This window comes from Providencia sp. PROV150, from assembly GCF_028481025.1.
GTDB classification, from domain to species: Bacteria; Pseudomonadota; Gammaproteobacteria; order Enterobacterales; family Enterobacteriaceae; genus Providencia; species Providencia hangzhouensis.
In genome coordinates this window covers 1-14,834 of the sequence record NZ_JAMPPJ010000021.1, presented here as the reverse complement: position 1 = coordinate 14,834, position 14,834 = coordinate 1, and the positions used below count along the sequence as shown (strand labels likewise).

13 protein-coding genes are annotated in these 14,834 nt (G+C 40.6%); 7 read left to right on the top strand and 6 right to left on the bottom strand.

Annotation, left to right across the window (positions count from 1 at the left end; genetic code table 11):
* Positions 1-44: 44 nt before the first annotated feature.
* Positions 45-1,235, bottom strand: coding sequence for a YgeY family selenium metabolism-linked hydrolase (locus tag PSE83_RS13980; RefSeq protein ID WP_096865085.1), 1,191 nt, complete (start codon positions 1,233-1,235; stop codon positions 45-47).
* Between the two features lie 14 nt (positions 1,236-1,249).
* On the bottom strand, positions 1,250-2,467 hold the full coding sequence (gene dpaL, locus PSE83_RS13975; RefSeq protein WP_004259682.1) for a diaminopropionate ammonia-lyase: 1,218 nt from the start codon (positions 2,465-2,467) through the stop codon (positions 1,250-1,252).
* 347 nt (positions 2,468-2,814) lie between these two features.
* On the opposite strand from dpaL, the gene PSE83_RS13970 reads away from it, so the two are divergent.
* On the top strand, positions 2,815-4,569 hold the full coding sequence (locus PSE83_RS13970) for a sigma 54-interacting transcriptional regulator (protein WP_164565592.1): 1,755 nt from the start codon (positions 2,815-2,817) through the stop codon (positions 4,567-4,569).
* Positions 4,570-4,829: 260 nt separating this feature from the next.
* Here PSE83_RS13970 and PSE83_RS13965 read toward each other — a convergent pair whose 3' ends face one another.
* The gene (locus PSE83_RS13965) at positions 4,830-5,045 is read right to left on the bottom strand and encodes a YccJ family protein (protein ID WP_047756975.1); all 216 of its coding nucleotides are present in this window, start codon (positions 5,043-5,045) and stop codon (positions 4,830-4,832) included.
* Positions 5,046-5,226: 181 nt separating this feature from the next.
* On the opposite strand from PSE83_RS13965, the gene rhaB reads away from it, so the two are divergent.
* The 6 genes from rhaB (at position 5,227) to rhaM (ending at position 11,428) form a co-directional block, all read left to right on the top strand.
* A complete protein-coding gene (gene rhaB / locus PSE83_RS13960; RefSeq protein ID WP_172767467.1) occupies positions 5,227-6,675 on the top strand; it encodes a rhamnulokinase in 1,449 nt (482 codons plus the stop codon).
* 44 nt (positions 6,676-6,719) lie between these two features.
* The gene (locus tag PSE83_RS13955; RefSeq protein ID WP_004259694.1) at positions 6,720-7,970 is read left to right on the top strand and encodes an L-rhamnose isomerase; all 1,251 of its coding nucleotides are present in this window, start codon (positions 6,720-6,722) and stop codon (positions 7,968-7,970) included.
* 10 nt (positions 7,971-7,980) lie between these two features.
* A complete protein-coding gene (rhaD, locus tag PSE83_RS13950) occupies positions 7,981-8,802 on the top strand; it encodes a rhamnulose-1-phosphate aldolase (RefSeq protein ID WP_164565594.1) in 822 nt (273 codons plus the stop codon).
* Positions 8,803-8,876: 74 nt separating this feature from the next.
* Entirely contained in the window at positions 8,877-9,911 is a 1,035-nt protein-coding gene (rhaT, locus tag PSE83_RS13945; protein ID WP_004259701.1) for an L-rhamnose/proton symporter RhaT, read from the top strand.
* 39 nt (positions 9,912-9,950) lie between these two features.
* Complete coding sequence (gene fucO / locus PSE83_RS13940; protein WP_164565595.1) at positions 9,951-11,102, top strand: lactaldehyde reductase; 1,152 nt, start codon at positions 9,951-9,953, stop codon at positions 11,100-11,102.
* Positions 11,103-11,113: 11 nt separating this feature from the next.
* A complete protein-coding gene (gene rhaM / locus PSE83_RS13935; protein WP_096865089.1) occupies positions 11,114-11,428 on the top strand; it encodes an L-rhamnose mutarotase in 315 nt (104 codons plus the stop codon).
* 36 nt (positions 11,429-11,464) lie between these two features.
* On the opposite strand, the gene PSE83_RS13930 is transcribed toward rhaM, so the two are convergent.
* The 3 genes from PSE83_RS13930 to PSE83_RS13920 form a co-directional block, all read right to left on the bottom strand.
* The gene (locus PSE83_RS13930; protein WP_144140484.1) at positions 11,465-12,322 is read right to left on the bottom strand and encodes a helix-turn-helix domain-containing protein; all 858 of its coding nucleotides are present in this window, start codon (positions 12,320-12,322) and stop codon (positions 11,465-11,467) included.
* Between the two features lie 42 nt (positions 12,323-12,364).
* Entirely contained in the window at positions 12,365-13,174 is an 810-nt protein-coding gene (gene rhaS / locus PSE83_RS13925; protein WP_004259717.1) for an HTH-type transcriptional activator RhaS, read from the bottom strand.
* A 640-nt stretch (positions 13,175-13,814) separates the two neighbouring features.
* Positions 13,815-14,789: a hypothetical protein gene (locus PSE83_RS13920; RefSeq protein ID WP_004259721.1), complete on the bottom strand. Its 975-nt coding sequence runs from the start codon at positions 14,787-14,789 to the stop codon at positions 13,815-13,817.
* Positions 14,790-14,834: the final 45 nt, after the last annotated feature.

The following is a 14,834-nucleotide window of genomic DNA, read 5'->3' as shown; positions in this document are numbered from 1 at the left end:
TCCTTTATCAATGCCTTAGTAGTCACTAAGGCATCAAAAGATAACTATTTGTTATTATTGTAAATACTAGAAATTATGCTGTAGTAGCCTTTGACTGAGCCTGTTAATTGTCCAATTTCGATATATTCATCAATGGTGTGAGCCAGATTTTCTCTGGAAGGCCCAAAGCCAATCGTAGGAATATTGGCTTCCCCCGCATAGTGGCTACCGTTGGTACAAAATGAATATTGGGTAATGGTTGGGTTAATACCGACTTTTTTGAGTCCCGATAAAACACACTGCACAAATTCATCCGATTCATCTAACACCCAACCGGGAAAGAAACGCTCTCCTTCAATGGTACTACCGGTATAGCAAGATTCCGTACCATAGGCATAAGACACCCGCGCTTTAAATTCGGGGTCCAACTGAATCATTTCTTCCAACACTTTTTGGATAGGTTCAATTACGCTATCTTTGCTTTCACCAACCAATAACCTACGGTCATAAGTCGCGCGGCAATATTCAGGGACAACCGATGCGCCGGGATATGGTGAAGATTTAATATCCGTTAATTCAAGGATCCCTAAACCAAGAACGGGGTGAACAGGCGGAGTTAATGTTCTAATTTTTTCAACCAATGCCGCCATTTTATAAACCGCGTTAATACCCGCTTGCGGGTTTGCGGAGTGAGCTGGCTTACCAAATGTTTCTACCACCACCTCTGCGCGACCACGTTGGCCAATTTTCAGGTTAAGCTCAGAAGCCTCGCCGATAACCACATAATCAGGATGATACTTTTCAGTGACTAGGCGTGCCGCTACACCTTCAAAACATTCCTCATGTACGATGCAGGAAACATAAATTTTCCCAGCAAACTCACGCAGATAGTCTTGGCCGAAAAAACCAATGGCTGAAATCATGGCAGCAACTGCACCTTTCATATCGGTCGTACCACGACCATAAATTTTGCCGTCATTAATTTCTCCGCCAAATGGGTCTTGCGTCCATTGGCTTTCATCGACTGGAACCGTATCGATGTGTCCATCAAAAACCAGCGTTTTTCCAGGGTATTTCCCTACAATTCCACCAATGATATTGCCGTATCTATCAACATGAATATCATCAAATTCATAATCTTCCATCATGGATTTAATAACACGGACAACATTGCCCTCTTCACCGGAGTAACTTTTTTCACGAACTAAAGCCTGACAATTCTTGATGACTTCGTTAAGACGATTTTCTGAAAACATATTTTTCACCCCGATTAAAATTGGCCAAAGCTTGGGAACTCACCATCCCAAACAATATCCCGATAACGTTGAATATCCGTGTCGCCCTCAGTACTGATAAGCAAAATGCGTGAATTTTCATTCAGTTCCAGCCTGTTGCGCACATCAGCATAATTTTGGGACTGCATTAAAATAGAAAGTAACCCTGTAGTGACAGCACCAGATTCACCCGAAACAATCGGAGGGTCAGTCGGTAATGGGTTACCTAATATCCGCATCCCTCGCGTTGCGACAAAGTCAGGGCAAGAAAAGAAAGCATCGGCGTAGTCTCGTAATAATTGCCAACCTGCAATATTGGCTTCACCACATGCCAGCCCAGCCATAACTGTTTGTAGATCGCCCCCAACAGAGATCGCTTCTTCATTTTCAGCAACCGCTGAACGGTAAAGGCAATCCGCAATTTGAGCTTCAGCAATAATCACTTTCGGTCTATCCTCTCCATAAAGCGCCGTTAACATCCCCTGCACCATGCCAGCAAATGAGCCAACACCAGCTTGAACAAAAACGTGAGTCGGTTTCACTTCATGTAACTGTGACAAAGCTTCAAACATTAACGTGCTGTAGCCTTGCATAATCCACTGCGGGATCTTTTCATAGCCAGCCCAAGCGGTATCTTGCACCACCACCCAGCCATATTTTCTTGCCATTTCGGCTGTCATACGTACCGCATCGTCATAATTCATATCTACAATTTCTGCGGTCGCACCTTCATTCAAGATGGCATCTAAGCGTTCATGGGAAGAACCTTTAGGCATATAAACTACTGATTTTTGTTTAAGTTGACGTGCCATCCACGCCACGCCTCGCCCATGATTGCCATCCGTCGTGGTGGCAAAAGTAATGCCATTTAATTGTTCTCTAACCTCATTGCTGACCATTACGTTATAAGGAAGCTCAGAGATATCTTTCCCCAACTCTTCGGCGATATGGCAGGCCATTGCATAGGCGCCACCTAATGCCTTAAATGCCTTGAGGCCAAAGCGTTGAGACTCATCTTTTAAGTAAATCTGTCCGACATTTAATGACTTGGCGAGTGCAGGTAAATGATAGAGCGGTGTTGGTGCATACTCAGGAATTGAGCGGTGAAATTGCCACGCTTTATGTAATTCAGCTTGCGAAAAAGAGGCAAGGTTCGCCGTAGGTTTCTGCTTAAAACGGCTGTGATTAATGTAGTACTTTAATTGCTCCTGCATGGAAAACCTCATGAACTTATTATTAATAAACAAGACAATTAAGTCTTAATAAAAAATAGGTTTACAGCTTAGGTAGCAATACACATGCCAAGATCGGCATTTACGTATAATTATAATGAGAAAATAATGTAGCCAGTTGATATAAAACAAAATTTAAAATAAACCATATAGAATTGCTTTTACTAAATTCGATATCATTGATTTACCTCATTGATAAATTATCAAATATGATAAATAGTGTGATGGCGATATATAAATAATTTAATATATTGATTTAAAAATAAAATTATAATTATCACCTCAATTAAATTTATTAATATTTATCAATTTTGATAACAAGGGAAAAAATGACATCCATTCTGAGTACTATCCAAAATGAAATTTGCCATTACGCAGAAGCTATTTCTGGCGTGACCGGAACAGATGTCGAAATTATTGATGAATATCTGATTCGTATTGCAGGAACGGGTTATTACAAACACATGCTTAATCAAAACGTTTCACGTAACGGCTATATTTATCGTCATGTTTTACGAGTACAAGAAACCGTATTAATTAAAGATCCTGGGGAAAATAACCTCTGCCATCTATGTGAAAATAGAGAAACCTGTACGGAAGAATTAGACCTTAACGCACCGATTTTTTTAAATGGTAAAGTCATTGGTGTCATTGGCATTATTTGCTCGACCAAACAACAGCGAGCCGTATTACTTCAGCAACTCAATAAATTCATCACATTCATCGAACAAATAGCCGAAATGATATCGAGTAAGGTATTTGAGTGTCTTGAACGCTTGAGAGCCCAAGAATCTTTACATGCATTTCGGCGATTAATTGATGCTATGGATAGAGGCGTAATAGCCATCGATAGCCAACAAAAAATTTGGCATACCAACCGCTCTGCATCCCGCTTTTTTAATAAAGATATTATAGGCCTATCACTGTCCTTTGAACTTACAGGAGATATTTTATATGGCGATGAAGAAGCATGGTTAGAATTAGAAGGCCAGCGCTATCATGTACTCTGCCGTAATGTTACTTTTACTTCACTGGAAAATGATACGTTAACCATGATCATTTTTCAGGACGCCCGTGATTATATTACTCATGTCAATCAATCATCCGTTGAAATCAGCGAAGCCCCTTCACAGTTAATCGGTAATTCATTGACTATGATGAACCTCAAACAAACCATCAAGAAGGTCGCTGTCAGTCATGCAAATGTACTGATCACGGGGGAAAGTGGCTCAGGAAAAGAGGTCGTCGCTTATGCTCTACATACACAAAGTGCTCGACATGCTCAGCCCTTTGTCACCATAAACTGTGCGGCAATACCAGAGCAACTCCTTGAAAGCGAGCTCTTTGGCTATATCAGAGGCGCATTCACAGGAGCAGATCCCAAAGGGCGTATAGGTAAGTTTGAATTAGCCCATGGAGGTAGCCTATTTCTCGATGAAATTGGTGATATGCCTTTGTTATTACAGGCTAAGCTACTGCGTGTTTTACAAGATAAAACCATCACCCGAGTTGGTTCAAATAACCAAATACCTACCGATGTCCGCATTATTGCAGCCACAAACAAAAATTTATTAGAGATGGTCGAACACAAAACGTTTCGAGAAGACCTATATTACCGATTAAATGTTGTGCCGATCCCTGTACCTGCATTACGGGAGCATCGTGAGGATATTGCTGATTTAGCGAAATATTTTTCTGACCAATTTTCAATGCAATATGATAGAGAAAAGCAAAAGATCCCTGATACAGTAATGAATTATTTATATGGCTATCATTGGCCGGGTAACATACGTGAACTGCGTAATGTCATCGAGTATATTTATGTAATGCAAGGCGATCTGCCTGAAATGAACCATAGCCATTTACCTGAGTATATTACAGAAACAAATTCATCAACAGAATCAATACATTCCATTACAAAAACCACTGCGCTGCCTGTACACCATTATGAGAAAGAAACCATACAACACGTACTTGAAAAAACGGGTTACTCCATGGGAGGAAAGAAAGAAGCGGCACAAATATTAGGTTTAAGTATTGCGACACTGTATCGCCGATTAAAAAAATACGATATTTCCAGCTGACCTTCATATCTAGGCACTAATATTTCTCTCAGTGCCTGACTTATCGTACTTATTACTAATAATCCAACCAACTGTTACTGCTATACAAATAGTCACAAAGCGAATGGTCATTTTGTGATGGCTATCTTACTTTTGTTTTTACGCCCTTCTCAAAATATCTCATCTTTTAATGGCAAATAAGATAAATTAACACCTTATGATCGCCAATAAAAACCTCGCCAACGCGAGGTTTTTATCTCTTCAGAAGAACACAAAACGAATTATACATTTTTCCTTTCGATGGTTTCTTCCCCCCAATATAGCCTATCCGCGGTGGTCTTCGAGAAGGCCAGAGGTAAAACTTCATCAGAACCTTCTTCCCAAATTTGTTCCGCTAATACTTCATCATTATTCGCTAATTCAAAAATAGCTTGAGCAATTTCAATTGAGGTTTCTCTAACTTTAGCCCATTCGGCTATATGGTGAGGGTCTTTCATTATTCGCTCCTGATTAAATGGTTCTGGTAAAAACACTGAGAGATTTCAAGTCTGTGAATAAGATCACTACGACTTTAAATATATTGCCATTTTTCCTTTTTAGTGACGCTCTATTAAACGCACTCACTATTCACTATCTCTAGTATATGACTATAAGTTAAGTAATAGAGATTAAAAAGTCATGAATATTCGCCATGTTGTTGCTATTGATTTAGGCGCATCTAGCGGTCGTGTCATGTTGGCTTGCTATGATGTGCATAATAAAAAATTATCATTAGATGAAATTCATCGTTTTACAAACCATTTGATCACTGAAGGTGATCATTGTTATTGGGATCTGGATGATCTTGAGGCTCAAATACGGATTGGCTTACACCATGTAGAGCAATCTGGCATCCATATTGACAGCATTGGCATCGACACTTGGGGCGTTGATTATGTTCTACTTGACCGTGATGGTGCCACCGTCGGTCGCAATTTCTCTTACCGTGATAACCGCACCCAAGGTGTCATGGAGCAAGTCCAAACCGACCTTGGTGTTCAAAATATCTACCAAAAAACAGGGATCCAATTTCTCCCTTTCAATACCTTATATCAATTGAAGTCCTTGCAACAATCACACCCTCAATGGCTGGAACAAGCACACCATTTATTATTGATCCCTGATTATTTCGCATACCGTTTGACTGGGCAAATCAACCATGAATATACCAATATTTCCACCAGCCAAATGGTTAACCTGGAAACAAGTGATTGGGATGATGAGTTAGTCGAGTATCTACAAATACCACGCCGTTTATTAGGTGAAATCAAGCAACCAGGTAATATCATTGGCCACTGGCAAACGCCCAAAGGTAAAAAAATTCCGGTGATTGCCGTAGCAAGCCATGATACGGCCAGCGCTGTCATTGCGGCGCCGATAACCGATAGCCATAGTGCCTATTTAAGCTCAGGAACTTGGTCATTAATGGGCCTCGAACGTACTACTCCTTGTACTTGTGAATACGCATTTGCTGCCAATATTACCAATGAAGGTGGAGTAAATGGCCACTACCGTGTCCTAAAGAATATTATGGGGTTATGGTTATTCCAACGCATTTGTCTTGAACATGACGTGCAAGATATTTGCAGCCTAATTGCGTCAGCAGAAGCTATCCCTGCCTTCACTTATCTTATTAACCCCAATGATAACCGCTTCTTAAACCCTGAGTCGATGAGCCAGGCCATTAAAGAGGCTTGTCAGGAAAACCAACAACCCGTCCCAAATACTATCGCTGAGCTAGCTCGCTGTGTTTTCGACAGCTTAGCACTGCTTTATCGTCAAGTGTTTCTTGAATTACAGCAAATAAACCATGCCCCATTACAACAGCTGCATATCGTCGGTGGTGGTAGCCAAAATGCCCTACTTAACCAACTCTGCGCCAACACTTGCGGAGTTCCTGTAAGCACAGGCCCGATTGAAGCGTCTACCTTAGGAAACATTGGGTATCAGTTGATTGCCCTAAACACCATTCCAGATGTACCAACCCTGCGCACCATTATTGCAGAAAATACTGAGCTTTGTTGGTTTCAACCTCAAAGCATCACGCTGGATGAACCTTGGAAACGATTTAAAACCATTACGGCCTAACTCAGGTTATTAACCGTATATCGATAAGTTATAAGGAAAATTTCATGTCTAATTACAAAGAAAGTTATCTTATTGCCAAACAACGTTTTGCTGACCTTGGTATCGATACTGAACTGGCGATGCAAGCCATGGCTGACTTGCCTGTATCGATGCATTGCTGGCAGGGAGATGACGTAGCTGGCTTTGAAAAATCTGCAACCGCTTTAAGCGGTGGTATTCAAGCTACAGGTAATTACCCCGGCAAAGCGACCAATGCGATTGAATTACGCGCAGACATGGATAAAGCAATGAGCTTAATTCCTGGCCCTAAACGCGTTAACCTGCACGCTCTTTATCTCGAAGCTGATACCGCCGTCGAACGTAATGAAATTGAACCTCGCCATTTTGCCAATTGGGTTGATTGGGCGAAAAAAAACCATATCGCGCTCGATTTTAACCCTTCTTATTTTTCCCATCCACTCAGTAGCGAAGCGACGCTAACTCACAGTAATAAGGAAATTAGAGACTATTGGATTGGTCATGGACAAGCTTGTCGCCGTATTTCTGCGTATTTTGGCGAGTCATTAAATAGTGCTTCCGTAATGAATATTTGGATCCCTGACGGCATGAAAGATCTCCCCGTCGACCGCTATGCGCCACGCCAACGCTTAGTCGAGTCATTGGATGAAATTATCAGTGAAAAAATTGATATTAAATATCATATCGATGCCGTCGAAAGTAAGTTATTCGGTATTGGTGCCGAATCTTACACCGCAGGCTCCAGTGAGTTTTATTTGGGCTATGCCATCACACGTAAAACCGCATTATGTTTAGATGCCGGCCACTTCCATCCAACCGAGGTTATTTCAGACAAAATTTCAGCCGTCATTCCTTATGTTGAACGCCTATTATTGCACGTCAGCCGTCCTGTGCGTTGGGACAGTGACCACGTCATTTTACTTGATGATGAAACTCAAGCGATTGCCAATGAAATCATTCGCCATAACTTAAAAAACCGTGTGCACATTGGTCTCGATTTCTTTGACGCATCGATTAACCGCATTGCTGCGTGGGTCATTGGGACTCGCAATATGAAAAAAGCGTTACTACGCGCCTTACTTGAACCAACCGCAAGACTGCGTCAACTCGAAGCAGAAGGGGACTTCACAGCTCGCCTCGCGCTATTGGAAGAACAAAAATGCCTGCCATGGCAAGCTGTTTGGGATGAATACTGCGAACGCAACAATGTTCCTGTAGGCGAAAAATGGTTAGATGAAGTTAAACAATACGAAAAATCAACATTATTAACACGTTAAGGTGAATTGTATGCAAGATATTCTGACATCTTGGTTTGTCCAAGGGATGATAAAAGCCACCAGCGATATGTGGCTCAAAGGCTGGGATGAACGTAATGGCGGTAATGTGAGCTTACGACTAACTGAAGACGATGTTGCTCCATTTAAACACACTTTTCACGCTGACCCGCGTTATATCGAAACAACTGAACCAGTTAAAGAGCTAGCAAACCAATATTTTATTGTCACAGGTTCTGGTAAATTTTTCCGTAATGTTGCCTTAGACCCTGCAGATAACTTGGGTCTAGTTCGTATCGATAATGAAGGTCAGGGTTACCATATTGTTTGGGGCTTTGTGAATGGTGCAATACCAACCTCGGAATTTGCTGCTCACTTTCAATCACATATCACACGTATGCAAGCCACTAATGGCGCTAACCGCGTCATCATGCACTGCCATGCAACCAATATCATTGCGCTAAGCTATGTTTTACCGCCAGATAGTGCATCCATCACGCGTCATTTATGGGAAATGAGTACCGAATGTTTGGTTGTTTTCCCTGATGGTATCGGTGTGCTGCCATGGATGGTGCCTGGCACAGATGGCATCGGCTTAGAAACAGCGGAACAAATGAAACAACATGGCTTAGTACTTTGGCCATTCCATGGAATTTTTGGTTCCGGCCCAACCTTAGATGACGCTTTTGGTTTAATTGATACCGCAGAAAAATCCGCTGAGATACTTGTCAAAGTTCTCTCGATGGGCGGTAAAAAACAAACTATTTCAACAGAGAATCTGATTGCGCTTGCCAAGCGATTTAATGTCACACCAATGTCTGATGCATTGAAATAAAGCCTGTTTCTCTGTGGATAGGCCTTCCCTTCCACAGAGAAATTAAAACGATAATAAACAGTGAGGAATAGTTCATGGGCAGTGGAATTTTACTCGGTATTTTTTGGCATTTTGTCGGCGCAGCTTCGGCGGCTTGCTTCTACGCACCATTAAAAAAAGTTAAAAACTGGTCATGGGAAACTATGTGGTCCATTGCCGGGATTTTTTCTTGGATTATTTTACCTTGGACCATCAGTTACATTTTACTTCCTGACTTTTGGGCCTACTACAGCTCTTTTAGTGCAAATATTCTGATCCCCGTTTTTTTATTTGGTGCTATGTGGGGGGTGGGTAATATTGGCTATGGTCTGACTATGCGCTATTTAGGTATGTCAATGGGCATCGGAATTGCCATTGGTATTACGCTCATTGTTGGTACATTAATGACCCCAATTATTCAAGGCACATTTGGCGAATTGATTGCCTCTACGGGCGGAAAATTAACAATTCTTGGCGTTCTCGTAGCTGTTCTTGGGGTTGCCATCGTTTCCTATGCTGGGTTACTGAAAGAAAAAGCGACCGGAGTGCAAGCCGAAGAGTTCAACCTGAAAAAAGGCTTATTACTAGCAGTCATGTGCGGTATTTTCTCAGCCGGTATGTCATTCGCAATGAGTGCAGCCGTCCCTATGCACGAGGCGTCCGCTGCCCTTGGCGTTTCTTCTCTTTATGTGGCATTACCAAGTTACGTCATCATCATGGGTGGCGGTGCATTAATCAATTTAGGCTATTGTTTTATTAGACTTATCTATCGTAAAGATATCTCTTTCAAATCAGATATCTCTGTCCCCAAAGCCCTACTGGTCAGCAATATTTTATTTGCCATTTTGGGTGGCGCTATGTGGTACTTCCAATTTTTCTTCTACGCATGGGGACATGCAAATATCCCGTCACAATACGGCTTTATGAGCTGGATGCTACATATGAGTTTCTATGTTCTGTGTGGTGGTATCGTGGGGTTAGCGCTAAAAGAATGGAAAGGCACCGGCAGAAAACCCGTTCGAATTTTATGTTTAGGCTGTTTAGTGATTATCTTAGCGGCAAATATTGTTGGCTTAGGAATGGCCGCCTAATGTAACCGTTTTTTATTTTAATTGATTGGGAGGTCAGCGATGACCCATAGAATGATACTTAATGAAACCTCATACTTTGGCGAAGGGGCAATTAACCACCTTATCGAGGAAATTCAAAAACGCCAATTTAACAAAGCACTGATTGTCACGGATGCGGATCTGGTTAAATATAATGTAGTCAGTAAAGTCACCCAATTATTAGATGACGCTAAATTGGACTACGCCATTTATGATGGCGTTATTCCTAACCCAACCATTGATACCGTCCAACAAGGGCTAAAACACTTCAAACAATCTAATGCAGATTGTCTTATCGCTATCGGAGGAGGTTCTCCACAAGACACCGCTAAAGCGATTGGGATTATTATCAATAACCCACAATACGAAGATGTAGTGAGCTTAGAAGGTGTCGCTCCAACCCAAAACCCAGCAGTTCCTATTATCGCAATCCCAACTACCGCAGGAACTGCAGCTGAAGTCACGATTAACTATGTCATCACAGATAACAAGCTGTGCCGTAAATTTGTGTGCGTTGACCCCCATAGTATTCCGATTGTTGCCATTATTGATCCATCAATGATGGCATCCATGCCTGCAAGCTTAAAGGCTGCAACTGGCGTTGATGCTCTCACCCATGCTATTGAAGGCTATATCACGAAAGGGGCTTGGGCACTTACCGATGCTCTACACCTTAAATCCATTGAGTTGATCAGCAATTCGTTACGGCAATCCGTTAAGGGCGACCCGCAAGGTGTTGAAACGATGGCACTAGCACAATACATGGCAGGAATGGGCTTTTCTAACGTTGGCTTGGGGTTAGTTCATGGTATGGCTCATCCCCTTGGAGCGTTTTACAATACTCCACACGGTGTCGCTAACGCCATTTTATTACCTCATATTATGTCGTATAACGCTGATTATACTGGGGAAAAATATCGAGATATCGCTCGTGCTATGGGTGTAAAAAATATCGATGCCTTTTCACTTCAAGAAGCCAGAAATACCGCCATTGCTGCTGTTTTTGCGCTAAACAAGGACGTTGGTATTCCTGAAAAACTGCGTGAGATCGGCATGAAACTGGAAGATATTCCATCCCTTGCTCAAGCCGCCTTTGATGATGTGTGTACTGGAGGTAATCCACGTGACACCACATTAGAAGACATCACTGAATTATATCAAGCGATTTATTAGAGGGTGATATCATGATAAAAAAAGCATTTGTGATGCAAATTGCTCCTGACGCCCACCAAGAATATCAGCGCCGACATGATGAAATTTGGCCTGAATTAGTGCTGACACTCAAAGAACATGGCGCACATCACTATTCTATTTTCTTAGATAACAAACGAAATTTATTATTCGGCTACGTGGAAATTGAATCACAGGAACGCTGGGATAGCGTTGCACAAACGGAAGTGTGCCAAAAATGGTGGAAATATATGTCGGATATTATGCCATCAAACCCTGACAATAGCCCAATCAGTGATGAGTTAAGGTCGGTATTTTATTTAGACTAATCTCCCCCTAGGCAGTGCTAGTCTATTGGCTAGCACTTACCTCAATTTATCTTTTTGTAAAAAACAACGGCGATATGCACTTGCTGTCATTTTCATTTTTTTATGGAAGACACTCGAAAAATAATTACTGTCTTCATAACCACATTGCCCAGCGACTTCACTAATCGACAACGAGGTACTACGCAATAATAACGCCGCTTGGCACAAACGTAATTGTTGCAGATATTCCATTACCGTCATTCCTGTTTTCGACTTAAATAAACGCTGCAATGAACGCGCAGACATCTGATGCTCCTGAGCAAATTTTTCTAATGAAAATGACGTATTGATACTTAAATTTAAACAGTTTATTAGCTGATCCATTTGGTGTAATAAACTTATTGGAGCTTGATCTGGCTGATAACGTAAACGATAAATATAAATAGCTAACTGTAAAAATAGGCCTTCGCAAAGATGAATAGATGGAATATCCGGTTTTTGGCATTCTAATGCCATTTTCTCAATAATGGGCGTCAACGTTGATAAGCTGGAAGGCGGCAATTTCCAGTGCCTAGATGTTATCGGCTGATAACTTAATGGAACATACTTTTCAATAGATTTTTTAATGAAAAACTCATTAGGTTTATATAATACATTAACCAGTTTTAAGTTATTTACTGAGTGATAGCCATGACAATCTTCCGCATTAATATAAAACAGATCTCCACAAGTAATTGGATAATCAATACCATTCCAATGGTGTAAACCATTTCCTGAAAAAACAATCACAAACTCATTAAAATTATGGCTATGAACAATAAAATCTTCCTGAGAATCCCGCATTTCTATCGTCACGGTATTTTCAGGCCTAATAAAATAATCACTGCTGTTGATCGAAAGAATGCTTTGTATCATGATCACCTCAAAAAAGTGTAGGGATGATCATTACGATCTTTTTTAATTACTGCAATGACGCAGGTCACGGGGTGTGAAATTATACTCACTTTTAAAACACGTCGAAAAATATGCACTATCATTAAAGCCACTTTCCAATGCAATATCCGTAATGGTTTTATCTGAAAAACGAATTTGGTAATAAGCTTCTGATAGCCTCAACTTTATTAAGTAATTTTGTGGTGATATGCCTAAATTATTTTTCATATAACGATGAAAGGTCCGTAATGACACTGAAAATTGAGTGGTTAAATGCCCCCAATCGACATCTTCGATAAAATTCATATTTAGCCAGCGTAACATCTGGATAATACGTTGTTCATTATTCCCTTCACCAATATGGTTATAACGGCCATCTTGTAAATTAACAATTAACTGCAAAAAAAGGCTTTCAGTATAAGCAAGATCAGAGCCATCGCTTTCGTTAAGTTTATCAATAATTTGTTGTGCTTTATTGTAATGCTCTTTATTTAAGAGCCAATGTGAAATGTTTCTTTCAGCATCTGTCGGAAAAAAATGACTGATATTATTTAAATAGGTAAAACTGGAGTCTGAGCGATAAAGTACATTGGTTAAATTTAGGTTGGAAACATTATCAAATAAGTGATAATCACAGGATTTTATATAGCACACCATCCCAGGACATAATGTATAAGGCCTCCCATTAAGTACATGTAGGCCAATACCCTGAGTTACCAAAAAGATCTCACTAAAATCATGTGTATGTTCAGGAAAAATAGGCTGAGGTACCCTTGGCTCAACTGTAATGTGCTGCTGCGGTGTGATAAAAAAATCTTCGCTATATAATTTCATGAAAGATCTCCTAATAAACACTTCTCGCCCGTAAAACTGACCATGGTTTATTTATCGTTCGTGGGATTATCGTAAATACCCTTATATCCCTATTCTATTGATCTCATCCAAAATCGCCTTGAAATTATGACCAAGTAATCACGCGTTATTGGCGATATTTTCAAGAGTTCACCAAGTAAATGTACAAAATGTGACCCTGGATACATAAAAGCCACTCTATCTAAGAACACCGTCTCTGTAGCACATAGCGTATAATAACGATCACACGTTGTTGTAAGCGAGCCACAACATAAAAGGGTACAGATTCTCTACGGCTTTAATTGAATCAAGAGATACCAATAATAGATACTTGATGTAGGATGAGTTGGATTGAAATGTATTAACGGAAAAGTAGAAAATTTCTTATAAAATTTTGATTTAAAACATAAAAAAAGACGCCTTTAGTATCTCAAACTGCTGACCCTAAATAGTCATTAGGGAATTATTGAATACTACCCTAAATTAAATAATTCCATCAAAAACAACACAAAATGCCTGTGTAATTTTAAACCAGAAAAACCTCATTATCTCTCCGCCATTTTAGGCTAAGCCAATACCACCGCATAGAAGTGATATTGACTTAATACAAACCTGAAACTTACTAACGATAGCTAAATAAAACATTCACGGTATTACTGAATTGCCCTGATTTAATGGCTTCGGCATCTTTCTTGGATAATTCGACACTGTAAGGGAAGTAGCCAGGCTGCTGTTTACTGATACTCCCTTTATAATAATACTGATCAAATGCGACCTGCTGGTTATTGGTTCTGTCTGTAATTGCAGCTTGTAGGCCATTGTCAAAGACGATGTACTTTTTATTTACCACGCCGCTGTTGCTTTGGAATGCAACACTGACTTCTAATGCTGCTTCACACGTTGAATCGGGCACTAAATCTAATGAAAAGTTTTCTCTAACTATTTGACCATTTTCAAAATTCTCAGCAGTGAGTTCTTTAAAATCAACCACTTTATTGCTCATACGGACAATCGGTGTTGGGCAATAGTTCACCAGTTTTCCCACAATCTGGGCGCGGTATATATCGCCAAAATTTCGGCCTGTTCCATCAACATGATAGCCCACAGTAAATAAACCTGTATCAAACGATTTTAACGGCCCTACACCTCTTTTGAGCTCATAGATATATATGAAAGCAATATTATACTGACCTGGACTCCAATACCCCACTTCTATCCTAGGTGTGTTTGTAGCGGTAATTTCTACGGGTCTATTTGGGTCCGTATATTGATAGAGCCGAACACCGTTTGACAATAAATACGCTTTTGTTGTTGCTGGTGTTTGATTAACAAAATAAATCATTCTATCTTGTGTATTTCCACTAAAATTACATCTCCATGAAAAAAAGCCTGTAGATGCCGTTCCTAGTATCGTACCCGCGGGTATTGAACCAGGCGTCGTGTTCATATCTATATTTATCAGTGGTGACGGATTCCAGTTATGTCCGCCGTTAGGGACGCAATCCGCGCCTGCATAGACATCATGACCAAAGGCTAGAAGCATCATCCCTAATATACCTTGTCGTGCTTTTATTGATTGTTTTTTGCTATTTTTCATTTATTTTTCGCCTGTGGCAATAATTGGCAAGGCTGTGCTGCGGCG